Origin of the sequence: Woronichinia naegeliana WA131 (assembly GCA_025370055.1) — a bacterium.
Taxonomy (GTDB): Bacteria; Cyanobacteriota; Cyanobacteriia; order Cyanobacteriales; family Microcystaceae; genus Woronichinia; species Woronichinia naegeliana.
Genome location: CP073041.1, coordinates 1613286 through 1636989, shown reverse-complemented (window position 1 = coordinate 1636989; position 23704 = coordinate 1613286). Strand labels below are relative to the sequence as shown.

The 23704-nt window shown below is 42.2% G+C and carries 20 protein-coding genes and 6 pseudogenes; 12 read left to right on the top strand and 14 right to left on the bottom strand.

All coding sequences use genetic code 11. The features are described from left to right. Nucleotides 1–45: 45 nt before the first annotated feature. Nucleotides 46–660 (bottom strand): annotated as a pseudogene (locus tag KA717_08475) (ISKra4 family transposase). A 103-nt stretch (nt 661–763) separates the two neighbouring features. On the opposite strand from KA717_08475, the gene KA717_08470 reads away from it, so the two are divergent. Together KA717_08470 and KA717_08465 are read left to right on the top strand one after the other, a co-directional pair. Beyond that, entirely contained in the window at nt 764–2377 is a 1614-nt protein-coding gene (locus KA717_08470; GenBank protein UXE62742.1) for an IS1634 family transposase, read from the top strand. 159 nt (nt 2378–2536) lie between these two features. Then, nucleotides 2537–3181, top strand: a pseudogene (locus KA717_08465) (transposase). A gap of 42 nt (nt 3182–3223) precedes the next feature. On the opposite strand, the gene KA717_08460 reads toward KA717_08465, so the two are convergent. Then, nucleotides 3224–4366 (bottom strand): transposase, encoded by a 1143-nt coding sequence (locus tag KA717_08460; GenBank protein ID UXE62741.1) that lies wholly within the window; start codon nt 4364–4366, stop codon nt 3224–3226. A 90-nt stretch (nt 4367–4456) separates the two neighbouring features. Here KA717_08460 and KA717_08455 point away from each other — a divergent pair. Then, nucleotides 4457–5738, top strand: a pseudogene (locus KA717_08455) (ISKra4 family transposase). On the opposite strand, the gene KA717_08450 reads toward KA717_08455, so the two are convergent. Next, on the bottom strand, nt 5711–6049 hold the full coding sequence (locus tag KA717_08450; protein ID UXE62740.1) for a hypothetical protein: 339 nt from the start codon (nt 6047–6049) through the stop codon (nt 5711–5713). The pseudogene KA717_08455 and the gene KA717_08450 overlap by 28 nt on opposite strands. 135 nt (nt 6050–6184) lie before the next feature. Here KA717_08450 and KA717_08445 point away from each other — a divergent pair. After that, nucleotides 6185–6898, top strand: a pseudogene (locus KA717_08445) (transposase). Nucleotides 6899–7116: 218 nt separating this feature from the next. Continuing rightward, complete coding sequence (locus KA717_08440; GenBank protein ID UXE62739.1) at nt 7117–7440, top strand: hypothetical protein; 324 nt, start codon at nt 7117–7119, stop codon at nt 7438–7440. Here KA717_08440 and KA717_08435 read toward each other — a convergent pair. Continuing rightward, nucleotides 7413–8694, bottom strand: a pseudogene (locus KA717_08435) (ISKra4 family transposase). The gene KA717_08440 and the pseudogene KA717_08435 sit on opposite strands and share 28 nt — an antisense overlap. Before the next feature lie 75 nt (nt 8695–8769). On the opposite strand from KA717_08435, the pseudogene KA717_08430 reads away from it, so the two are divergent. The 5 genes and pseudogenes from KA717_08430 to KA717_08410 all read left to right on the top strand — a co-directional run bounded on the left by KA717_08430 (nt 8770) and on the right by KA717_08410 (nt 11129). Further along, a pseudogene (locus KA717_08430) lies at nt 8770–8943 on the top strand (ISKra4 family transposase). An 89-nt stretch (nt 8944–9032) separates the two neighbouring features. After that, entirely contained in the window at nt 9033–9215 is a 183-nt protein-coding gene (locus KA717_08425; protein UXE62738.1) for a hypothetical protein, read from the top strand. Nucleotides 9216–9264: 49 nt separating this feature from the next. Beyond that, the gene (locus tag KA717_08420) at nt 9265–9894 is read left to right on the top strand and encodes a hypothetical protein (GenBank protein ID UXE62737.1); all 630 of its coding nucleotides are present in this window, start codon (nt 9265–9267) and stop codon (nt 9892–9894) included. Nucleotides 9895–10231: 337 nt separating this feature from the next. Further along, nucleotides 10232–10495 carry a hypothetical protein gene (locus KA717_08415; protein UXE62736.1) on the top strand — a complete coding sequence of 88 codons (264 nt, stop codon included), beginning with the start codon at nt 10232–10234 and terminating at the stop codon, nt 10493–10495. A gap of 61 nt (nt 10496–10556) precedes the next feature. Further along, nucleotides 10557–11129, top strand: a complete 573-nt coding sequence (locus KA717_08410) for a phosphatase PAP2 family protein (GenBank protein ID UXE62735.1) — start codon at nt 10557–10559, stop codon at nt 11127–11129. Here the strand turns inward: KA717_08410 and KA717_08405 are convergent. The 10 genes from KA717_08405 to KA717_08360 form a co-directional block, all read right to left on the bottom strand. Continuing rightward, nucleotides 11058–11888, bottom strand: coding sequence for a class II glutamine amidotransferase (locus KA717_08405; protein UXE62734.1), 831 nt, complete (start codon nt 11886–11888; stop codon nt 11058–11060). The genes KA717_08410 and KA717_08405 overlap by 72 nt on opposite strands. A gap of 129 nt (nt 11889–12017) precedes the next feature. Continuing rightward, the gene (locus KA717_08400; GenBank protein UXE62733.1) at nt 12018–12734 is read right to left on the bottom strand and encodes a DUF475 domain-containing protein; all 717 of its coding nucleotides are present in this window, start codon (nt 12732–12734) and stop codon (nt 12018–12020) included. A 61-nt stretch (nt 12735–12795) separates the two neighbouring features. Continuing rightward, nucleotides 12796–13239, bottom strand: coding sequence for a DUF202 domain-containing protein (locus KA717_08395; protein UXE62732.1), 444 nt, complete (start codon nt 13237–13239; stop codon nt 12796–12798). Nucleotides 13240–13319: 80 nt separating this feature from the next. Continuing rightward, the gene (locus KA717_08390; protein UXE62731.1) at nt 13320–13991 is read right to left on the bottom strand and encodes a cadmium resistance transporter; all 672 of its coding nucleotides are present in this window, start codon (nt 13989–13991) and stop codon (nt 13320–13322) included. A gap of 22 nt (nt 13992–14013) precedes the next feature. Beyond that, a complete protein-coding gene (locus KA717_08385) occupies nt 14014–14769 on the bottom strand; it encodes a cadmium resistance transporter (protein ID UXE62730.1) in 756 nt (251 codons plus the stop codon). 10 nt (nt 14770–14779) lie between these two features. Next, nucleotides 14780–16270: an APC family permease gene (locus tag KA717_08380; GenBank protein UXE62729.1), complete on the bottom strand. Its 1491-nt coding sequence runs from the start codon at nt 16268–16270 to the stop codon at nt 14780–14782. 687 nt (nt 16271–16957) lie between these two features. Then, complete coding sequence (locus tag KA717_08375) at nt 16958–18466, bottom strand: restriction endonuclease (protein UXE62728.1); 1509 nt, start codon at nt 18464–18466, stop codon at nt 16958–16960. Between the two features lie 181 nt (nt 18467–18647). Further along, nucleotides 18648–18884, bottom strand: a complete 237-nt coding sequence (locus KA717_08370; protein UXE62727.1) for a hypothetical protein — start codon at nt 18882–18884, stop codon at nt 18648–18650. A 176-nt stretch (nt 18885–19060) separates the two neighbouring features. Continuing rightward, entirely contained in the window at nt 19061–19816 is a 756-nt protein-coding gene (cobA, locus tag KA717_08365; GenBank protein UXE62726.1) for a uroporphyrinogen-III C-methyltransferase, read from the bottom strand. Next, nucleotides 19813–20634: a sirohydrochlorin chelatase gene (locus tag KA717_08360; protein UXE62725.1), complete on the bottom strand. Its 822-nt coding sequence runs from the start codon at nt 20632–20634 to the stop codon at nt 19813–19815. Before KA717_08360 ends, cobA begins: the two co-directional genes overlap by 4 nt. A gap of 320 nt (nt 20635–20954) precedes the next feature. Here KA717_08360 and psbV point away from each other — a divergent pair, with 320 nt between their 5' ends. Beyond that, nucleotides 20955–21437 carry a photosystem II cytochrome c-550 gene (gene psbV / locus KA717_08355; protein ID UXE64596.1) on the top strand — a complete coding sequence of 161 codons (483 nt, stop codon included), beginning with the start codon at nt 20955–20957 and terminating at the stop codon, nt 21435–21437. A 230-nt stretch (nt 21438–21667) separates the two neighbouring features. After that, nucleotides 21668–23695 carry a DNA polymerase III subunit gamma/tau gene (locus tag KA717_08350; GenBank protein UXE62724.1) on the top strand — a complete coding sequence of 676 codons (2028 nt, stop codon included), beginning with the start codon at nt 21668–21670 and terminating at the stop codon, nt 23693–23695. Nucleotides 23696–23704: the final 9 nt, after the last annotated feature.

Below are 23704 nucleotides of genomic sequence, written 5' to 3'. Positions count from 1 at the left end.
CACCTCTGCAATAAGTAGAAATACTTAACGAGGTAAATGAAAGAGTCAAAAAAGGTAATCATTTAAATAGGAACAGCGATGACGAAGGACTTGTGGTACATTGTCAGAATTCCAACTCGCACCAGTAATTTTAAGACGATGACCAATTTGTTTAACTTGAGATTCGACAGAGCCAGAGCCAATAGAAATGCCCTCTGCCTGCAAATAACCATAATTGACAATCCGATGTTTATGCTTGTTTAAATAAATGATAAAATTCTCAGCTTGAGGCTCTGACCATCCCTCAAAACAGGAGATAGCGGCATCCACTTCACCCGTCCAAAGAAAAGACTTGACCTCCTCAATTCGCTGGAATGACCCCCCAACTTTATAGAGGTTTTCAATTAAGTGATACCAGTCCAAAATTTCAATTCGCTCATGTTTCTGTCCTATCTCACGAAATAAGTTCCAGATACCATCATGTCCATCTCCCAAACAAATTAAAGGCTTAGCCAAAATTTGAGAATTAACCAAATCTAATAAAGCCGAGTTATCTTGAAAAAAGGCAGCTACCCCCAATTGATGAAAACTGACTCCTTTATAATCACGCCAAATTAAGGGTTCTCCCTTGGGAGTTCTGAGTCGTACCTTCCCACCATCTATGCTAATTTCTTCGACTTCTGTGTTAGAGCCCGTATTCCGTACTAGTCTTGAAAAAATAAAAATAGATTCAAAAATGGCTACAGAATAGTTAAAATAAAAAAGCTAATAAACCCAAGAGAAAATGACCCAATTAAACGTTAAAAATCTCGACCATTTAGGAATAATCGCGGCGATAGTTGATGAACTAGGTCTAGTGGATTATATCAATGAACAACTAGGAGAAAATGACCGTGCTAAAATCAGTGCGGGTCTGGTAGTGAAAGCGATGATTCTCAATGGCTTAGGCTTTATCAACTCTCCTTTATATTTGTTCAGTCGTTTTTTTGAAGATAAACCAGTAGAACATCTTTTAGGAAAAGGAATAAAAGCCAGCGACCTGAATGATGACCGTTTAGGGAGAGTCTTAGATTTAATCTTTATGGCCGGCATCAGCCGTTTGTTTCTCGGAATTTGTCTAAAAGCCGTAGAAATCTTCAAAATAGTGATGAAAAGTTCCCATTTAGACTCCAGTTCATTATCGGTACAAGGGGAATATAAATTATCGGTGGAGAGAGAAGACAAAGAAAGCCAAATAATCCATATCACTCATGGCTATTCAAAGGATAAGCGACCAGACTTGAAACAATTTGTCTTGAATCTAGTCTGTTGGGGGGATGGCGACATTCCCGCTTTTCTCGAATTAGGAGATGGCAATCAAAGTGATAAAAAAGAGTTTGCTAAACTCTTGAAAAAGTTCAATGAGCAGTGGCAATTCGATGGTTTGTATATAGCAGATTCAGCCTTATACAGTGCCGATAACTTGCAAAAGTTAACCGGCATATACTGGTTATGTTCTGTGCCGAAAACGATTAGAGAAGTGCAGGATGCGGTCAGTCAATTAGCCTCGGAGCAATTCATCACAACTGATTTAGAGGGCTATCGTCTTACCTCCTTAGAAAGTGAATATGGGGGAGTCAAACAACGTTGGATAGTGGTAGATAGCGAGCAAAAAAAAGCTTTAGACCTCAAACAACTGACGAAGAAGACAGAGAAAGCAACGGCTCAAGCTCAAAGACAATTAGAACAATTACAGCATCAGGAATTTGCTTGTCGGGAGGATGCTTTAACCGCCCTGAGCCGATGGGAGAAGAGTTTAGAATGGCATCTTCTTCAAGACCTAACTGTCGTCGAAAAATGTCATTACGGTCATCGAGGTAAACCCCGTCCCCATGAACAGCCCATTCGTCGTAGCTATCATGCCCAAGCCACTTTCAGCCTCAATAGTGCGAAAGTTCAAGCTTCAGAGCGGGCAGCAGGACGTTTTGTCTTGGCGACGAATCAGCTAGATGGAGACTCTTTGAGCGATGAGCAACTGCTTGTCCACTACAAGCAACAGCAAGGGGTAGAGCGAGGTTTTCGCTTCCTTAAAGACCCTCTGTTTTTGGCGTCCAGTGTTTTTCTCAAAACCCCTGAGCGGATTATGGCATTGAGTTTCATCATGGTGTTGTGTTTACTGGTGTACAGCTTGGGACAACGTAAACTGAGACTGGCTCTGGCAGAGCAGGAGGAGACTGTGCCTAATCAGTTGGGAAAGCCGACTCAGCGTCCGACACTGCGTTGGATTTTTCAGATGTTGAGAGGAGTTCATTGGGTTGTACTGGATAATTGTCCCCAAATAATCAATCTAACGCTTGAGCGAGAGAGGATTTTGCGCTTTTTTGGGGCTACTACTTGTCAGTATTATCTTTTGTCATAATGACTTTTCTTATTTTCTTTGTTCTTTTTTTATGTAGGGCTTGCTGAAAAAAGCTGAGACCTTTACGGAGAAAAATAGTAGGCGAATTAAGAACCGCTAGAATGCACGAAAATAGGGTAGAATGCCTCAAAACCATTGCATTAAGAAGAGAGAAAGCAGATGTACCGAAAGCAACAGTACTCAATTGAAACACCAGAAAACTTGAAAAATCTGTTCGGCGGGCAGTTAGACGAAGAAAATCGTTGGATAGAAATGTCAAAAATGATTCTTTGGGAAGAATATGAGGAAGAATATGCAAAAAACTTCACAGAAAAAAAAGGAGCCCCAGCCAAATCATTTAGAATGGCATTAGGAGCATTAATTATCAAAGAAATTTCAGGAAAAAGTGACAGAGAAACAGTAGAACAAATAAAAGAGAACCCTTATTTACAGTACTTTATAGGAATGGAAAGCTATAGTAGCAAAGAAGCATTTAATGCGTCAATGATGGTTCATTTTCGTAAAAAAATAGGAATGGAATTAATAAATAAAATTAATAAAGAAATAGAAAAAAAAGCGACGGGTGTAGCGTCAGAAAAAAAAGAAAATGAAGGAAAGTTATTGTTAGATGCGACTTGTACACCAGCAGATATAAAATATCCAACGGATATAGGAATATTGAATGATGCCAGAGAAAAAACAGAAAAAATAATAGATAAGCTGTATGAAGAAATAAAAGAGAAAAGGAAAGAAAAGCCGAGGACTTATAGGGAAGTGGCAAGAAAAGAGTACTTAGCCATAGCAAAAAAACGTCGTGTGTCAAAAACTGGACAGTGGGAAGTTTATGGATGCCAGATAAGGTAATGACTATGCGACGAAAGTAAGCATATCAGGGCTTGGGGAAGAGGCAAGTTTAGCGGTAAGGAATTTAGGCAAAAGCAGACTGGGTGGACTTTGAGGAAAAATCATTTGGGCTTGATGTTGAAGGGCTAGTTGAGCAATCCGTTCACTAGGGTAGCCATGGGATGGTAATGTCCGAAACCATCGAGGAAAATTAGCCCAAATCCCCTGGGGTAACTCTAAGGCGAGAATTTGAAGTAGCCCTAAAGCAATGGCATTAAGGTTAACAAAACGCTCAAAGGCTTCTACCTTGTTTAAAATCTGAGTCTGAACAGCTTGTGGATAGTCACTGAGGATAAGATTGCTGGGCCAGGTAGGTAAAGTAGGAAGACTCTTAAGCCAAAAACGATAGGCAAAGCTGCCCAAAAGATGGACTAATTGACGAAAAGTGACTTCAATCTTAAATCGGAGACCGTAAGCGGCAATAATCTCAGGTCCAGTCAAACAGAGATCAGTAGAAAGCAGAATCAGTCGTCGTCCGTTAGGCAATTGGGTCAGAACAAACTTGACGAGCTGATGGGGACTATCCCAGTGGAACTCAAAGCACTGATAAGAAACCGTGACTTGTTGACCATAGAGCCAGACTTTAGCTGTCGGAAAGTCCGCCGCCAGAGCGAACAGCTTTTCTAGTTTTATCGAACTCCCCCAAATCCGTGGTCGTCCTCTCCCCGTCAGCGTCGGCACGGAACAAAAGGGGGCATAGGCGACGGTGGAGCAACGCACTCTTGTGATTAGATGCAAGGCGTTCTGGCGAAAACTTTTGAGCACTGGTTCGCAAGCAAAATAAGCATCCAAAATTACATAACTCCCTGCCTCTGCGTAAGTAACACAAAGGTCAGCCATTTTTGTCACCAGGCTCGTCTTCACCTTTTTTTTGCCTTTTCCCTCCCCCTTCTCGGTTGCTTTGGACTTGATGCCATCGTCTAGCCGCAACACTAAGGGCAAGGCAAAGCAGGCTTTCCCTACTCCCACCAAAATACTCAAGGCATTGAAGTAATGACCCCTTATCCACTCTGGCTTGGACACATCTTCCGATTCTTGGTGTAGTCGTTTTACACCTGGCATCTTGCGTCCTTCTTTCCCCACTTTGATGCCATCACCCACATACACCCGTTTCCCTTTAATTGGGTGTGACCTTTAGTTGATGAAGGAAAAGAAAAGTGTTAACATGGGATGAAAAGTGACAAAGAGGAAACAATGATGACAGCAAAACTAATTAATGTAGAGGGTTCAAAGATAAAAATAGAACTAACATTAGAACTCAGTCGTTCAATGTTGGATACAGAAATAAATATTCAAAAAGGCTTAAACGAAGTAGGTTGCATCGCCAGCAAAGAAGCCTTGAAATATTTAGATACAGATGGTTCACCCTTAAAAATCGGTGAAGAAATCTGGAAGAGTAAGGGAGAGCAACCGAAAGAATATCAAACACCTTATGGTGAGGTTATAGTGAATCGTCATGTATATCAGCGTTCACCTTTGAGGAAAAACGTATTGCCCCTTAGAAAGAGAAGCAAGGATAATCATAACATCAACGCCATTATTGGCAAAACAGGTATCCTCAAAAATGTCAGGGATGGCAGGCAAAGAGGTGAAAAATGATTTATTAGAAAATCATGGTAGAAAAGTAGCGCTATCCTATATCCAAAGATTGAGTGAAGCAGTAGGAAGTGTGGTACAGGCAAAAGAAGAAGCGTGGAGTTATGCCCCGCCCAAGGAGGATAGCCAAATTGCAACAGTGGGAATAGGATTAGATGGAACCTGTATGCTGATGTGTGAGGATGGCTACCGTGAAGCAATGGTGGGAACCGTTTCCCTATACGATAGTGAAGGCGAACGTCAACATACAATCTATCTAGGTGCGGCACCAGAGTATGGAAAAAAGAGTTTTCTAGAAAGATTAGAAAGAGAAATTGAGCGAGCGAAAAACCGTTATCCAGAGGCAACATTGGTCGGGATAGCAGACGGGGCAGAATCAAATTGGAAGTTTTTAGAAAAGCAAACGGAAGAACAGATATTAGATTTCTATCATGCCTCTGGTTACTTAGGTGCCTTGGCAGAAGCGTTGCATCCGAATACCGTGTCAAAACAAAAAGAATGGTTGACTGAAAATTGTCGAGAACTCAAGCATGAAAAAGGAAAAGCAGGAGAACTGCTAAATCTGATGAAAGAAGTCAAAGAAGAAAAAAGTCATTCTAAGAATCTTACCGAGAAACTACAAGCGGCGATTACTTATTACGAGAATCATCAGCATCAAATGGATTATGCTGAATACATAGAGAAAAAGTATCCGATTGGTTCAGGTGTTACGGAAGCAGCTTGTAAGACGTTGGTCAAACAACGATTATGTTGTTCAGGGATGCGATGGAAGGAAAAAGGAGCAGGAATTATTTTGAGCCTACGAGCTTTGGTATTGACCAAGGAACGATGGAGTCAATTTTGGGCAAAACTTGATCAATATGGGTTCCCTGTAGAACCCTGATTACAACAGCTTTTATCAACTAAAGGTCGCACCCCTTTAATTCTGTATAGACTTTCATGCTGACTTAGCCACTTTGACCATTGTAAAGTTAGTCCTTCGACCCTAAACGCCTTGGAATCAAACCAATGTAGAGCCTGATTGTAGTAGCTCTCTGTTAAGCCAATGGCATTGACATAGCTAGTTATTGCGCTGGGTTGGCTGTTGAGCACTACTCCCCAGACTAACAGGATAAACCATTGGAACGTTGCTTCTCGGCTAAAGGCTGGACGGAGATTATTGAGGATTTGCTCTAGTCGCTGACATAGTTGCATAATTGATAGATAGCACTGGCTATCGATTTTCTTATATCAGCCAGTTTCGGACATAACGGCACTCTTTTGTATCGGATGTCCGATTTTCTTTTCTCCACTTACACGCCTCGAGAACTTCCCACTGTCCAGTCAAAAAAAGAAAGAAGAAAAGGAACAAAAAAACAACTAGGATATATAAAAAGAAACTTGTCTCATATAGAAAAAATGATAGAAGAGGGAGCAAAGTTAGAAAAACTAACGAAAAAAGAGCAAGAAGAGCTTGTAACGATAGGAAAAGTGTATGAGCAACAGTTAGAAATGTATGAAAAAAAGACAAATAAAGTAGAAAACAGAATTGTGAGTGTAAGCCAACCTCACGTGCGTCCAATAGTGCGTGGAAAAGCGGGAAAAGCAGTAGAGTTTGGAGCTAAAATATCGGCAAGTAATGTGAATGGCTTTGTCTTCTTAGACAAATTAAGTTGGGATAATTACAACGAATCGGGAGATTTACAAGCGCGAATAGAAGAATATAAAAGGGAAACAGGATGTTATCCGGAATCGGTTCATGTGGATAAAATCTATCGAACAAAAGCGAATCGAGCTTATTGTAAAGAAAGGGATATAAGAATGAGTGGTCCCCGATTGGGAAGACCGCCGAAAGAGGTGAGCAAAGAAAAAAAGAAAGAGGCACGCTCAGATGAAAGAGTGCGTAATGCCATTGAGGGTAAATTCGGACAGGGAAAGAGGAAATTTAGTCTTGGTCGAGTGATGGCCAAACTACCTGAGACCTCGGAAACGGTAATTGCGATGAACTTTTTGGTAATGAATCTTTCTACTCTACTTCAGAAGACAAAAAGTAAAAAGTTGTAGAGTCGTTTTTCTTGTGAAAAATGGTGTTAATTTTCCTCTCTTTTGTGAGGAGTGATTTGTGTTGACCTTTTTAGACAGAAAGGAACAATATATTAAACAAAATCTGTATTTTGATTTGTTTCCATAAGGATAAGTTATCTATGCTTTTTCAGTCCATACTTCCCTAACCCACATTTCTTTCGTTTTTTGACTTTTTCAGCAAGCCCTACTTAGGTGCCTTGGCAGAAGCGTTGCATCCGAATACCGTGTCAAAACAAAAAGAATGGTTGACTGAAAATTGTCGAGAACTCAAGCATGAAAAAGGAAAAGCAGGAGAACTGCTAAATCTGATGAAAGAAGTCAAAGAAGAAAAAAGTCATTCTAAGAATCTTACCGAGAAACTACAAGCGGCGATTACTTATTACGAGAATCATCAGCATCAAATGGATTATGCTGAATACATAGAGAAAAAGTATCCGATTGGTTCAGGTGTTACGGAAGGGGTGCGACCTTTAGTTGATAAAAGCTGTTGTAATCAGGGTTCTACAGGGAACCCATATTGATCAAGTTTTGCCCAAAATTGACTCCATCGTTCCTTGGTCAATACCAAAGCTCGTAGGCTCAAAATAATTCCTGCTCCTTTTTCCTTCCATCGCATCCCTGAACAACATAATCGTTGTTTGACCAACGTCTTACAAGCTGCTTCCGTAACACCTGAACCAATCGGATACTTTTTCTCTATGTATTCAGCATAATCCATTTGATGCTGATGATTCTCGTAATAAGTAATCGCCGCTTGTAGTTTCTCGGTAAGATTCTTAGAATGACTTTTTTCTTCTTTGACTTCTTTCATCAGATTTAGCAGTTCTCCTGCTTTTCCTTTTTCATGCTTGAGTTCTCGACAATTTTCAGTCAACCATTCTTTTTGTTTTGACACGGTATTCGGATGCAACGCTTCTGCCAAGGCACCTAAGTAACCAGAGGCATGATAGAAATCTAATATCTGTTCTTCCGTTTGCTTTTCTAAAAACTTCCAATTTGATTCTGCCCCGTCTGCTATCCCGACCAATGTTGCCTCTGGATAACGGTTTTTCGCTCGCTCAATTTCTCTTTCTAATCTTTCTAGAAAACTCTTTTTTCCATACTCTGGTGCCGCACCTAGATAGATTGTATGTTGACGTTCGCCTTCACTATCGTATAGGGAAACGGTTCCCACCATTGCTTCACGGTAGCCATCCTCACACATCAGCATACAGGTTCCATCTAATCCTATTCCCACTGTTGCAATTTGGCTATCCTCCTTGGGCGGGGCATAACTCCACGCTTCTTCTTTTGCCTGTACCACACTTCCTACTGCTTCACTCAATCTTTGGATATAGGATAGCGCTACTTTTCTACCATGATTTTCTAATAAATCATTTTTCACCTCTTTGCCTGCCATCCCTGACATTTTTGAGGATACCTGTTTTGCCAATAATGGCGTTGATGTTATGATTATCCTTGCTTCTCTTTCTAAGGGGCAATACGTTTTTCCTCAAAGGTGAACGCTGATATACATGACGATTCACTATAACCTCACCATAAGGTGTTTGATATTCTTTCGGTTGCTCTCCCTTACTCTTCCAGATTTCTTCACCGATTTTTAAGGGTGAACCATCTGTATCTAAATATTTCAAGGCTTCTTTGCTGGCGATGCAACCTACTTCGTTTAAGCCTTTTTGAATATTTATTTCTGTATCCAACATTGAACGACTGAGTTCTAATGTTAGTTCTATTTTTATCTTTGAACCCTCTACATTAATTAGTTTTGCTGTCATCATTGTTTCCTCTTTGTCACTTTTCATCCCATGTTAACACTTTTCTTTTCCTTCATCAACTAAAGGTCACACCCTACGGAAGCAGCTTGTAAGACGTTGGTCAAACAACGATTATGTTGTTCAGGGATGCGATGGAAGGAAAAAGGAGCAGGAATTATTTTGAGCCTACGAGCTTTGGTATTGACCAAGGAACGATGGAGTCAATTTTGGGCAAAACTTGATCAATATGGGTTCCCTGTAGAACCCTGATTACAACAGCTTTTATCAACTAAAGGTCGCACCCTTTTGGTTGGTTAGAAAAACATTGGAATGGGAGTTTACTGGATACGGTTGAAACCGTGCTTAATTTTGCTAAAACGCTAACATTCAGGGGTCAAAATCCTGTAGTGAAACTGATAGAAAAAGTTTATGAGACAGGAGTGAAGCTGAGCAAGGCTGGGATGGAAAAGGTTGAAGCACGGATTAATCGCCTTCCTAGCCTCAAAAAATGGTTTGTGGAAATCTTTGCCAAACCGCTATAATCATTGGATCATCTTTTTTCTGGTGTTCTCTTACTCGGATAAGATGCGTTTGCCCTGTGCCTCTGAGGGGTGGACAATCGTTCTCATGGACAGGGCTAGCCGCTTTATTTGGCATTTAAAATGTGGTCGAAAAGAGCAGAAATTATTTCTAGAAGCAATGATGACGGTAGCGGAATTATTTGAAAGGAGTGCAGAATCTCTCCAGTTATTTACAGATGGAGAAAAGCGATATAGTCAACTGCTATTTAATATTTGTCACGAAGTATTAAGGACTGGAAAGCGAGGTCGTCCCACCAAAGTATTACCGAAGGGTATGGTGGTAAGACTGAAAAATAAGAGTAGTAAACGTCGAGATTCTGAGGGTAAACTAAAGAAAGTAGAAACTCCGAAACCAGAACATCCAGAGACAACAGAAAAACCAGAAGAAAAGGACATCTATGCCAACCACGTTGAGGCATTTAATAGTGCTATCCGACGCTATTTAGCCGCCTTTCGTCGTCGTACAAATACTTATGCTAAATCTGTTGTGGGATTACAGCGAGTCCTAGATATTTTCTGGATGGTTCATAACTTTGTTCGCAGCCATTTTACGACGAAAAAAGTTCCTGCTGTAGCTCTCGGTATAATTGAAAAAGGGTTAACTTGGGAGGACTTACTCCAAATTCGCCTGATTTCTTGAACCTCTCGTATTGCAACGTTTGTAGCTTCTAGCTAGACGATACCAGTGCCCAATGACACCAACGCTAGTTTTCGTTAGTTGCTCGCTCCTTGACTGAAACCATCCTCAATGGCTAAAATACACTAATCCAATCAACATTTTGTATTTCATGATTAATCTAAAGGAAAATGAGGGGTATTGGAGAGAGTGTCTGCTGGGATCAGGTCAAGGATGGCGGAAAATCGGGGGATTAATATTGGTGGGTATTGGTTTCCTGCTATCTCCCCTTTGCTGGTGGAATGATCTGATTTTTAATCTTCCTTTGGCCTATGGTTTTGGCCATCTGTGCAGTTGGTTTGTGCCGCAATGGTTAATTCCCGGAGCGATCGCAGGTTATTGGTTATCTAATCTGGTCGGTATTGTCCTAATGCAAGCGGGGACGGGACGGGTTTTGCAATCTTCCTCTCAAGCCACCAGTTTTAAGCAAACATTATGGTCGGGGGTGCTTTCCTCCACAGCCTTTACGGTAGTGGTCGTGCTTTTAGTCCATTGGCAAATTTTAGACTTATCGAGCTTTGACCCTAGCAATCTTTTCTTAATCTTAAATAGTCAAAATGGTTAGTAAGCAACTTTTGCTAAATAAGCGGTCAAGGTGGCTGATCTTACTGGGTATAGTTTTGCCGTTGTTAGTATTTGTTGGGTTAGCGATCGCGGTTCGGCAATCTCCCCAGGGAATCTGGCAAGAACAAACCCTGTTATGGGCAATTCATGACACCGCTAATCCTGTTTTAGATCAGTTGGCAGCAATCGTGACTGCAATGGGGATTTATGGGGGAACCTTACCTATTCTGGTCATTTTGGGTATTATTCTAGCCCTGGCCAAACAGTGGCGATCGCTGTCATTTATAGCCGTCACAGCTTTAGGATCAGTTGTCTTAAATTACCTAACCAAAACCCTAATTGCTCGACCTCGACCCTATCTGTGGGATAGCGGCTATCACGGCCCCACTAATCCAGCTTTTCCCAGTGGCCATGCCCTGTCGAGTTTGATGTTAGGGATGATTTTAATGCTTTTGACTTGGGGCAGTCGTTGGCAAACGTTAACAGTGATTGTAAGTCTCATTTTTGCCCTTACGATTGCCTGGACAAGACTCTATTTAGGGGTTCATTATCCCAGTGATATTTTAGGCGGTTGGTGTTTGGCGATCGCCTGGAGTTTGGCAGTTTATCAACTCTTCAGTAAACCTCAAATTTAAAGGCCTACCATCCTGAAAAACCATTAATTCCCCTGGTTGAATATTCGTCCAAACTTCATTATCTGTTAAAGGTAAAGTCGCAATAATAGCAACCCGATCCGTTTGATTGGTTAAGGCTTGAAAATCGACGGTAATATCTTCATCAATTAAATGGGCGGCGGCAAAAGGAGCTTGACGAATCAGATAATGTAACTGAGTTGAGCAGTAAACAAATAAATATTCACCATTGGAAAGAAGATAATTAAAAATTCCTTGTTGGGCTAAGGATTGGGTAATAGTCGCTAAAATCTGATAGAGTTTCTCTAAAGTCGGTTGACCATCAGGAAAGGCTTGGCGCAGGGTTTCAAGGATCAGACAAAAGGCCTTTTCACTATCTGTTTTGCCGACAGGTTGATAAAGTCCTTGCAATTCTGGTTCAAAATTTTCTAAATTCCCATTATGGGCAAAAACCCAATATTTTCCCCACAATTCCCGTTGAAAGGGGTGGCAATTTTCTAAGCCCACTTCCCCCTGGGTGGCTTTGCGAATATGGGCGATCACCTGGGTGGATTTAATGGGATATTGTTTAACCAATTCGGCGATCGGAGAATGTATAGAAGCATGATCATCTAGAAAAAGACGACAACCCAAACCTTCAAAAAAGGCAATCCCCCAACCATCTCGATGTTCGTCCGTTTTCCCTCCCCTAGCACAAAAGCCCTCAAAGGAAAAACAGATATCTGTCGGTACATTACAGTTCATGCCCAGAAGTTGACACATGGCAAGGTTCTAGAATTTAAGCAATTAGCCACAATGATGGATCTAGCGTCAATCCCTATGCAACTATGCCTATTGTAGAATATTTATTATCGATCTTCTCATGGTTTTTCCTTAAATAACTTGAATGGCTCAAGGACTTTCTGATAGTTCCCGTTTAGAAAATCCCCAGAAAAATAGTACAATAATAACAGATAAAACCATCCATTCGGGGGGAACATAATTAGGTAACAGGGCTTTAAACAATAGACGAATTCCAACCCAGAATATGGTTAAATAGGCTGCATCTTGTAGATAGGTAAATTGATTGAGCCATTGCACAAAGATTTCTGCTAAAAAGCGTAGGGCAATTACCCCAATCATGCCGCCAATTAAGATTAACCAGGTTTGATCTGAAAGCGCGATTGCCGTTGTGACGCTATCCAAAGAAAAAGCTAGATCGGTAACAGCAATGAGGGGAATAATTTGCCAATCAAAGGTTATGGGAGTAGTTTTATCATTGAAACTACTAATAATCATTGAGTCTTCTTGCTCATCCGATAAGCGTTCCCAGAAATATTTTGCCGTTAGCCAAAGTAAATACAAGGCTCCTGCCAATTGAAATTGCCAAAACTGGACGATCCAGGTTCCCAGAACAATCAGGGTAATCCGTAGAATAAAGGCTCCCCCTAAGCCCCAATTGAGAGCCTGTTTTTGATGCTTTTCTTCTGGTAAATGTTGTACCAAGGCAGCCAAGGCAATGGCATTATCCGCAGACAAAACTGTTTCTAGGGCGACTAAAGAAAGTAAAACTCCAGTCGTATTGAGAAATAGATTTTCGCTGACCCAGGGGGAGAGTTGTTCTAACATTTTAGGAAAATAAAAAAGGATAAATTAATTGATATTTAAGAGGAAAAAATTATCCTGAGAATTATTCAAAAGTCATGGTGCTAAGGGGATTAAGCGGTACGGTAAAGAGATAGTAAATAACACCAGAACCGAGGATTAAAATAGCAAGACTAAAAATAATGACCCAACGATCTGCCGGTTCATAAGTATCTTCATCGATATCATGGCGAACCGCAAAATAATGCTGAGTAGAGAGAAAAACGGTGACTAAACCCACCAGGGAAAAGACTAAACCTAATTTCCAACCATTGCCAGGGCTATGGACAGCCGGGGGCTGAAACATTCGTAAACGGGCAATTAAAACACCGAAGCCCATCAGCGCGATCGCACTACGCATCCAGGCAAGATAGGTGCGTTCATTGGCTAAATGATCCCGTACCCGTGAAGAATTACGACGTTTAGGATGGTCGGTCGTGGTGCCAGGGGAAACGCTTAAGGAGGAGTCTGTTGAGGTGGGTGAGGGCATATTTTTAAAAAGTAAGAACATTATTTTCTCCAGTTCATTTAATTGTGGAACCTCGTTTAAGAGCGATCAAACATAGATTCTTATGGAAGCGGGATATTTAATAACTTTAATAATTCATAACTTTGACTGTCCCAGAGAATCAATAAACCTAGTCCAATCAGCACAAAAGGGACAACTTTATGGCCATAACGGTTGAGCACTTTGCCAATCATCGGCTGTCTGGTTAAGCCATAGGCGATCGCACACCAAACCCCCACTAAGCTTAAAAAAGTTGTGATCACGACCAGTAACTTGAACCAGGACAAACTGGCAAAAAAAGGAACATAGATGCCAATATTGTCTCCACCATTGGCTAGGGTAATGGCCGCAACGCTGTAGGTCTGGGGAGCGAGTAAGGGGTTAAAGTAGGACATCAATCCAGAAGATTTAGGTTGCGATCGCTTGCCAGAGGCAATTGAGGGAATTTCGGGAGTTTGCGTTTCGGGATTCAGAATTTGTTGTAAGCCAATATAAATTGGAATTAAACCCAGTAATCCAGTCCAGGCTTTAGGAATAATTAATCCGCCTAAAAACCCTGGCAAACTTAATAGCAATAATCCCATAAAGCCTAAATATTGACCCAGAATAATATGGTGAATCCGAAAAGAGCTATTGACTTGGGAAAAGAAAAACATCAGGATCAGAATGTCATCAATATTGGTTGCCGCAAAAGCAGCGATCGCCGCAACAATAACTTGTAACAAACTTTCCATGATCTGATGCTTTGAATTGCTCCTAATCGGGTTCAATGGTAAGGTCTTGGGTGACAGGCAACATAATCTCCGTATCCTCTGAACACGGACGAGTTAGACTTAACCAACACCCTGCACTCATGATTAAAGTCAGGACAACTAAACCTCGATTTTCCAAGGTATGGCTATCTATCAAAATTAAAATACCCAAACCAATTAAGACAAAGGGAACGATAAAATTACCGTAACGGGTTAGGTTTTCCGCTAATACCTTAATCTTGGTTAATTGGTAAGCAGCATAACACCAAATCCCCACCATTACAAAGAATTCCGTTAAAATAATCGTCAAACTTTCCCAAGAGCTACTGGCAAACAACGGCATATAAATGCCAATATTGTCCCCCCCATTGGCAAAGGTGATGGCTGCCACCCCATAGGTTTGAGGTGAAATAAAACTGTGAAGCGGGGAAGCTTGATTTAACTCGGTTGTGGTTGCGGACGTTTCCTCATCGTCATCGTCATCGGGATTGAGCAGACGACTAACCCCAATAAAAATGGGAACCAATCCTAGTAAGCCAATCCAAGGTCGGGGGAAGAAAAGACCGCCGAAAAATCCGGGTAAACTGGCTAAAACCAAAGCTCCAAAGCCTAAATATTGGCCGGCGATGATTTGTCTGCGACGAAAGCTGGCATTAACCTGGGTGAAAAACAGCAAGAGAATGAGAATATCATCCAGATTAGTGGCACAAAAAGCAGTAATCCCTTTAGGAATGGCTGTTAATAGGCTTAATTCAGTCATTTTTAACTCCTCAATTTTGATAAGGACGAACGAGGGCAGAGGCAACTAGAACCTCTTCTCTGACTAAAAATTGGTCATGGCTCTCCTCCACATGGCGTTGCATTCGGCGTGCTAATCCGGGAAAGCGGAGGCGTTGGATCACGAACCAACTACAGGTTAGGGCTAAATAAAGGAGGAAAAGATAGGGAAAAGCACTATAGGGAGCATCGGGAATGGGAAACCAAGAACTGCCTTCAATTCCCACACTGCCGAGGATGGGTATCATCATAAACAGTACGGCTGAAACGGAGAAAAAGATATCCCGACGGCATAGTTTCCGAATTTTATAAAGATAGACAGGGGCCGCCACAGAAATCAAGATATAAACCGTGAGAAAACCATAGCTGGCGATCGCCCCAAGATAACCCATACTGTCAAATAATTTGATCCCAGAGAAGGCCAGGGCTGTCGGGACAAGGAAAAGAATCAGGGAACAGAGAGTGACTGCATTGTGGGGGGTACGATTGGCCACATGGGCTGAACCTAAAGAGGCAGGTAATAAACCATGACGGGCCATGGTAAAAAAGATTCTAGCGGCTGGATTCAGACTGCCTAAAACACAGGCAAAGAAACTAAATAAAGCTCCAATCCCCACTAAATCGCCTAAAAAGCCAACCCCTGCTTGCTGTGATAAAAATCCCAAGGGTTCCTCGGTCGTAGCGATCGCGACCCCTGTGCCTTCAAAGCCCAAAACCTCTATATAAGTCGTGACCACAAAGAAAAGTCCCGCTAAAATCACACTCCCCATCACCGCTTGAGGAATGGTTTTGAGAGGATTCTTGGCCTCATCTCCCAGGGAGGTTGCACTTTCAAAACCGGAGAAACCAAACATCACTAACACTAATCCCATGGCCACCTTGCCAGGCGTAACATCGCGGAGCGTTAACTGGGCTGTATCCCAAGCAAAACCGTGATGGTTCCAGATAATGATGGCTAACACCGCAATCAGTGCTAGAGAAACCCCTTCCAGCCAGAGCATCGCCACTGCTGATAATTGAATATCTTTATAGGCCGCATACCAGGCAATGCCAGCCCCGATCGCCAATAGACTAATGCTGGCCGGATGGAATCCCAAATGTCCTAACAGAGCCAAGCTGAAATTAGCAAACCCACACAGTACAGCCATGCCGGTAAAGAGGTAAGCTAAGACCAAGCTCCAACCGCACACCACCCCAGCCGTTGGCCCTAACCCCTTGGCAATGTAGGCATAGAGAGAGCCTGGAGAAGCAGAACGACTGGCAAATTGATTGATATTGACACTAACTAATACCAACCCAATTAAACCCAGTAAAAAACTGAGCCAAGTACCATTGCCAGCCAGGGCAACAATTAGGCCGATGTTGGAAGCCGGAATCGTGGTCGGAGCAATGACGGCAAAGGATTGAGCTAATACTTCTCCGAAAGAGAGGCAATCTGGCTTTAATCCATGTTGACTGCGGTTAAGGGTTACTTGAGTCGTCATAGTTTGGGGCTAAGAGCGAAGCTTAGAAAGAGATTTTTTGAGCCACTGTCGGGGTTAAGTCCGAGTTAAGAAGCACTCTTTCACTCTAGGGAAGACTATCAATAGGATCAAATATTCTTTTTTGTTAAATGGATAAATTAAAGTGATGCAACGGCGATCGCTCTTCTAATCGCGCTTCTGTGCCAATCCCAAAATTACTGCTTAATTTCTGGTACTAGGCAAAACTTCTGATTCAGCAAGGCCGAAAAATGCCCGATCCCTCTATTGAGAACACGAACTCAGATTCACCACCTGGCCAATGACCGCGATCGCCCTTTCAAAATAGATTATGAAAAAACGGCAATATAATTTTATAGAACGCTTAAAGTTATGTTAGCTCATCGCATCGAAATAACCATTAATCAAAAGCTTGATCCTTTGTGTGGAACTGTTTTTGAATAGACTTCTTGCACAATAGCGTTTGATCCCCCAATTCTGGAGGACTTTGAAACCCATGAATAGAGAATAGTTCCCCCAACTTTTGGGGGGCTAGGGGGGCTAAACTAAAAATCGTAAATTTACGACCGTGAGGAGTATAAATAGGTAAATCTTAGGCACGGAGAACCTCTTTTTGAAGAGTGGTAATTGGTTCCTAAATCTTGAGTTCATGGAACTTAGAAACTAATCTCCTACATTCAGCCAGTCAAGTTAAATATCTAAAGGAATTTGAACGGATTGGGTTTCTCGTTGTTTTTCAGCAGATTTAAGGACTTCAAACATGAGTCGAATATCTAATCGTTTTTTATCTTCGATAATTTCTTGAATAGTGACAATTTGAATTTTATCGACATTTTGGCTCATGTAACGACTTTGATAAATACCTGCCATTTTTGCGGTTTGCATCATATCTTTTGTTGGTATTTGCAGAGTAATAAAAATACCGATCGCCGCTTCATTGAGGGTCATTGTGCCTTGTAAATCTCGAATATCACCTGCTTTAACTTTGCCTGATTTAACCTGAAAAATAATTTTGTCAGGAGTATCTTGATCGCCTTGAAAATAAGCTACTCCATCAATCCCTTTATCGGCTCCTTTTTTGGCATTAATAACAGCGCGATTATTGCTATAGGTTAAAACGGCCCATTTTTCAAATTCTTTACGAGTGCGATCGTCGGCTTTGAGGGCCAGAGCCTGAGCGGATGCCATATCTTTAGGAATGCCATTGAGTTGAATTTTATCTAAGACATTTTTGCCAAAGGAATCTTCTAATCGTTTTAAAATTAAGCTAATACTTTGATAGGTAATATCAATACCGATCCAGGTTCTATTTAATCGTTCAGCAACGGCGATCGTCGTTCCACAACCGCAATAGGCATCCAGAATTACGTCACCTTCATTACTACTGGCTTTAATAATTCTTTCGAGAAGAGCTTCTGGTTTTTGCGTTGGATAACCTAATCTTTCCTTCGCTGAAGCATTAATAATAGATATTTCCCAAACATCTCCTAATCTTTTTCCTTCTAAATTCAAATAAATTTTATAAGGCTCTTGCCCCTTCCTTTTCTGCCAGCGAAACCATCTTCCTTCCTCATCTTGTTTGTAATGACTATCTGCTTTTCCAGATTTTTCACCATAATCATCTCTTATATGATTAAAAATAGAATTAGAAGATTTAACATATAAAAAGATAACATCATGAAGTCTCTGGAACCTTTTACTTACAGCAGTGTATCTTTTATAACTCCAGATAATTTCATTTTGAAAATCTCCTCCATCACTACAAAAAATAGCATCTAAAATAATCTTTAAATAATGACTAGCCGTTGGATCGCAATGTAAATAAAAACTGCCCGTTGGTTTTAAAACCCGATGAATTTCTGCTACCCTTAAGGTCATACTCACCAAATAAGCCAATAAACTGCCCTTGCCTAAAACTTTCGTTAATCCTGCAATTAAATCAATACTTTGACTAGTAAAACGACCATGATAATTCTCTAAGATTTCCGCTAAACCCTGATTAGCATGATCATCCCAAGTCCAAGTATCCACAAAAGCCTGTGCTTGAGCCTGGTCTTCCTTACCCACATTATTATAAATCTGGTTATAATTGCGCTTAGAATTAAAAGGCGGATCAATATAACATAAATCCACCGATTCATCCTTAATATGTTTCCGTAAAACCTCTAGATTATCGCCATAAAAAAGCTGATTAGACATACTCATTTTCAAAAAATTTCCTTAATAAAAATCTATGTTTTAAACCCCATTAACTTTGGAAACTGAAGTTTTTTTAAGATGTTATTAGGGGCAAGTCCCCCTTTTTAAGGGGGATTTAGGGGGATCAACTTACGAGACCCAAAAACTATGAGTTTTGAGTTGGACGGAGTTTATAAAAAAGTTAATCAATACCATTCTCTTCCATATACTCACCAACGTGCTTTTCTAAATCTTGTAAAGCTGCATCTATCGTCTTATATGACCTTTTTCCTTCATAAATCGTTCCTCCCATATCATAGGCTCTAGCAAAAGAACTAATATGTTCACTATCGCCTAGCTCTATCCAGCCACCACTACTGCCATCAATAAAGCGAGCAAGATTAGGATAGATTTCTTCAAAACTTTGAGATTTTGCCATAACTCAAGATTCTCCTTGTAAAACTTTAGTACTTAAGATTAAGATTCCCATTTTATCCTAAATATACCAAACTATACTTGGCACGATCATGAATTGTGATTTTTGCCCCCTTTTTAATCGCTGGGACGAGGAAGAACCCCTGATTTAGCAAGGCCGAAAAATGCCCGATCGCTCTATTAAGAACAGGACTTCAGATTCACCACCTGGCCAATAACCGCGATCGCCGGAGCCTCAAATTGGGATTGGTTAACCTGTTCAACAATAGTCGCTAACGTCCCAATTAATTCTTCTTGATCGGGTCTAGTCCCCCAACGAATTAAAGCAATGGGCGTATCCTTACCTAAGCCCCCCGCTAACAATTCGCTAATAATATTGCCTAAATTATGAACTCCCATATAAATGACAATGGTTTCTGATCCCTGGGCGATCGCCTGCCAATTAATTTGCGGACGGTATTTTCCAATGGTTTCATGACCAGTCACAAAGGTCACTGACGAACTAAAATCTCGATGGGTAATAGGAATACCCGCATAGGCTGGAGCCGCAATACCCGCCGTAATGCCTGGAACCACCTCCACCGAAATATTAGCCGCCTGTAGCTCCGCCATCTCTTCCCCACCTCGACCAAAGACAAAGGGATCACCCCCTTTTAGACGCACAATGACCGCATGAACCTGAGCTAGATCAATTAATAACTGAGTGGTTTCAGACTGGTGCTTAGAATGCCTTCCTCGACGTTTGCCCGCATCGATCCGTTCTGCCTGGGGATTAATCATGGCCAAAATCGCCGGACTAACCAAGGCATCATAAACCACCACATCGGCGTGTTCGAGTAACGTTTTCCCCTTGAGCGTGAAGAGACCCGGATCGCCTGGCCCTGCTCCTACCAAGTACACTTTTCCTAGCATTTGAGCATGGGTTGAAGGATTCATAACTCTCCCTGGGCAGCAATAATGGACGCTAAGGCAGGATTTGTCCCTAGGGGATGAGCGAGGCAAAACTGAATAGTCGGATATTGTTTTTGTAAGGTCTTAACTTCCGCCGCGATCGCATCACTTAATCCGCCGGTAAAGAGTAGATAGGGAATGACTTGAATTGTAGTGGGCTTTCTTAAACTAACCTGTTCTACCACTGAGGCTAAATGAGGGGCGATCGCTGAATAGGCCACTTCTGCTTCACAAATACGGGCTAAGGCTTGAACGCTGCTATTTCCACCTGGCCGACGACTACCATGAGCAACGAGGATACGAGCCGTCGTCTCAGAGAACTCATATTGTTGTCTGATCAGTTCCAATAAGGGGGCTAAACTCCCCAAATAGGGGGCAATTTCTAGGTTCATTCGATTTCCCAGTTCCCTCTGGGCTAAGGCAACTTCTCTGGGTAGATCCTCTTGAACATGAACACCAGGGAGTAGAAAAAGAGGCAGAATTTTCAGAATTTTATAACCCTGGGCGAGAAGATCCTCTGCCATTTCGATAATCTGACCGTGCAAGGGTAGAGGATGACATTCTAAAATGGCGGTGCGAACGATTGAGGTGGAGGGAGGTGACAATAGGGCAATTCTCCCCGAAGCATTTCCACGATACTCAACTCTTGCTGGTAAGACACTACTCTGACGACAGGCTCCCCTGAACACAACGGAATCTCTTAGCTGGTCGGCAACCAAATAGGCAAGACGTTCTAGGGCAATTTGGGGACGAGGATCGCGGCTGCCATGAGCAACCAATAGATAGGCAGAGGGAAAAGACAAGGAACTCTTAAGAAAAGATTAAGACTAATGAGAATTATTGTAGCGAATCCTCAGAGTTATAGGTTGGCCCTTGAGGGCGATTCTGTATCTTAAGACTCAAGCTGACCTCAGCCCGTCACGGTCGGCAAGTAAGTAGAGGAGTCAAGAGCGAGGACTAAATGATAGGGGGTCAATGCAGAAAGGGGGACTTTGAATGGCATGATAGTTATACCACTCAATCGCCTTTAGCTTTTTAATGAGCGTTAGGTAAAGCGAAAGGAATTGGGAATTTGTTTATTAACTCTGTACCAAATCAATCAAACTATTTGAGGAGAACAATGGTGAAACGATTTTTTTGGGTAGCGATCGCTGCTGTCTTTTTTCTATTTCATCTGTCAGTTGGCAGTGTCAATGCGGTGGAATTAACTGAATCTACCCTAACAGTTCCCTTTGATGGGGCTGGCAAAACCGCTACCCTCACCCCCCAGGAATTTGCCAATGGTCAAAAACTTTTTGTCAGTAATTGTACAAAATGCCATTTGCAAGGAAAAACCAAAACCAATAACAATGTCAGTTTAGGATTGGAAGACCTCGGTAAGGCGGAACCTCCTCGCAATAACCTCGCGGCGATCGTGGATTATCTGAAAAATCCGACCAGTTACGACGGCGAAGACGATTATTCAGAATTACATCCCAATGTGAGCCGTCCTGATATCTATCCCGAACTGAGAAATCTGACTGAGGATGATGTCTATGATGTGGCAGGTTATACCCTCGTTGCCCCCAAACTAGATGCCCGTTGGGGTGGTACAATTTACTTCTAAATTGGCTTAACAACAATCTGAACAGGATCACGTCTCCCGATCGCCGGCGGTGGGGAGATTTTTAGTTATAGCTTTTGTTACGGTAGTCATCAGGTTGAGATGGAAAAACAAATTACAATAGAGGAAAAGTGGTTCTGGTTTTTAAAAGACCTTTTTAAGCGTTAATTAATCTAACATTACCTAATTTTAACAATAATCTCTATTTTTATGACCTTTACGGTCACAGGGCTATGGCTTACGAACCTCTCCATCATAAATATCGGCCCCAGACCTTTGCAGATTTGGTCGGACAGGAGGCGATCGCTACCACCTTAACCAACGCGCTACTCAGGGAAAGAATTGCACCGGCCTATCTGTTTACCGGGCCAAGGGGAACGGGAAAAACGTCGTCTGCTCGCATTCTAGCCAAATCCTTAAATTGTATTGCTGGCGATAAGCCAACACCGACTCCCTGCGGAACCTGTGAAATTTGTCGGGCGATTCTACGGGGTTCGGCCCTAGATGTCATTGAAATCGATGCAGCCAGTAATACAGGAGTTGATAATATTCGAGAAATTATTGAGCGATCGCAATTTTCTCCCGTTCAATGTCGTTTTAAAGTCTATGTGATCGACGAGTGTCACATGCTTAGTACGGCCGCATTTAATGCCCTACTTAAAACCCTAGAAGAACCACCAGAAAGAGTTATTTTTGTTTTAGCAACAACCGATCCCCAACGAGTTTTACCGACCATTATTTCCCGTTGTCAACGTTTTGATTATCGCCGTATTCCCCTCGGATCAATGGTTTCCCATTTACGGAAAATTGCGGATCAAGAAAATATTCAAATTAATGATGAAGCCATTACCTTAGTTGCTCAGATTGCCAATGGAGGACTGCGAGATGCAGAAAGTTTATTAGATCAATTAAGTTTGTTGTCGGGAACTGTCACCACAGAAAAAGTGTGGGATTTAGTGGGAGCCGTTCCTGAACAGGATTTATTAGCTCTTCTAACGGCGATCGCCTCTAATAATGCCGAAACGGTAATTGATTGCTGTCGTCATTTAATGAACCGAGGGCGAGAACCATTGGTCGTCCTGCAAAATTTAGCGGCCTTTTATCTCAATTTATTAATTGCTAAAACCGCTCCCCATCGCCCTGATTTAATTAGCGTCACCACCGCCACCTGGGAACAACTCTGTCATCTGGCTCCCACCTGGGATACAGCCACCATCTTGGCGGGTCAACAACGCCTTAAAGACAGTGAAGTTCAAATTCGCAACAGTACCCAACCCCGTTTATGGTTAGAAGTTACTTTCCTTGGACTCCTCCATTCCGCGATCGCCCCAACTCTCACCGCCTCCCTTCCGACCCTAAACAAATTTCAAGCCTCCACTGCTGCCAACTCTCAAGCAAAAGCACAAGAGCTTAGTCCCATTTCTTCAACGCCTTCAACCCCTCCAATTCTGCCAACGCCTTCAACCGCTTCAACTCCGACAGTTAGTTCGACACCATTATCTCCGCCTGAACCTTGGCAAAAATCTCTTCAGGAGTTAACGGCTCTAGGGCTAGGCAAAAATAATGATGAAACACCGAGCCAGGAAACAGAAATTGTGGTTAATCTTCCTGAAATTTGGGAAGGGGTTCTTCAGGAATTAACCAATCTTACCCAAGCTCTTATCCGCTCCCACGCCGCACTTTTATCACTGGAAGGCAATGTCGCCCATATCGGCATAAAAACCGAACCACTGCTTAAATTAGCCCAGGGCAAGGTAACTGAGCTAGAAGCCGCTTTTGAAAAAATCTGTGGCCGTCGGATTCGCGTCAAATTTTCCATTTCGGGAAACTCTACCCCCGTCTCCTCCATTTCCTCCCCGCCCCCGATCGCCCCATCTCCCCCCCCGTCTCCCCGTCCTCCCATCCCCCCATCTCCCCCCATCTCCCCATCTCCCCGTCCCCCCATCTCCCCGTCCCCTCCCGTTACCAACGAAAATAACAATGCAGCGATCGCCAAGGAACTGCCAATTTCAGTACCGAGCCAGAATTCTGAGGGAGATGTTGCTAAAGCGGCGGCTGACCTCGCCAAAGTTTTTAAGGGAGAAATTGTGACCCTTTCCTCGCCGGACGAAGAAAAAACGATACCGCCTAAACAGACTGATGCCAATCCTTCCCCCTCGACTCTCTCACCCACCCATTCAGGAGGCATTTCTCCCAAACCATTGATTCAAGGTCGTCCCCCCATTGAGGAAAACGAGAATGAAGATGATTTGCCCTTTTAAGAGCCTTGC

What these genes read in the sequence shown, in the direction of transcription:
- KA717_08375 (UXE62728.1), bottom strand. Translation starts at nt 18,466, where the DNA reads ATGTCTAATCAGCTTTTTTATGGCGATAATCTAGAGGTTTTACGGAAA.
- cobA (UXE62726.1), bottom strand. Translation starts at nt 19,816, where the DNA reads ATGAATCCTTCAACCCATGCTCAAATGCTAGGAAAAGTGTACTTGGTA.
- KA717_08450 (UXE62740.1), bottom strand. Translation starts at nt 6,049, where the DNA reads ATGCAACTATGTCAGCGACTAGAGCAAATCCTCAATAATCTCCGTCCA.
- KA717_08470 (UXE62742.1), top strand. Translation starts at nt 764, where the DNA reads ATGACCCAATTAAACGTTAAAAATCTCGACCATTTAGGAATAATCGCG.
- KA717_08380 (UXE62729.1), bottom strand. Translation starts at nt 16,270, where the DNA reads ATGACGACTCAAGTAACCCTTAACCGCAGTCAACATGGATTAAAGCCA.
- KA717_08395 (UXE62732.1), bottom strand. Translation starts at nt 13,239, where the DNA reads ATGCCCTCACCCACCTCAACAGACTCCTCCTTAAGCGTTTCCCCTGGC.
- KA717_08405 (UXE62734.1), bottom strand. Translation starts at nt 11,888, where the DNA reads ATGTGTCAACTTCTGGGCATGAACTGTAATGTACCGACAGATATCTGT.
- KA717_08350 (UXE62724.1), top strand. Translation starts at nt 21,668, where the DNA reads ATGGCTTACGAACCTCTCCATCATAAATATCGGCCCCAGACCTTTGCA.
- KA717_08385 (UXE62730.1), bottom strand. Translation starts at nt 14,769, where the DNA reads ATGACTGAATTAAGCCTATTAACAGCCATTCCTAAAGGGATTACTGCT.
- KA717_08370 (UXE62727.1), bottom strand. Translation starts at nt 18,884, where the DNA reads ATGGCAAAATCTCAAAGTTTTGAAGAAATCTATCCTAATCTTGCTCGC.
- KA717_08400 (UXE62733.1), bottom strand. Translation starts at nt 12,734, where the DNA reads ATGTTAGAACAACTCTCCCCCTGGGTCAGCGAAAATCTATTTCTCAAT.
- KA717_08390 (UXE62731.1), bottom strand. Translation starts at nt 13,991, where the DNA reads ATGGAAAGTTTGTTACAAGTTATTGTTGCGGCGATCGCTGCTTTTGCG.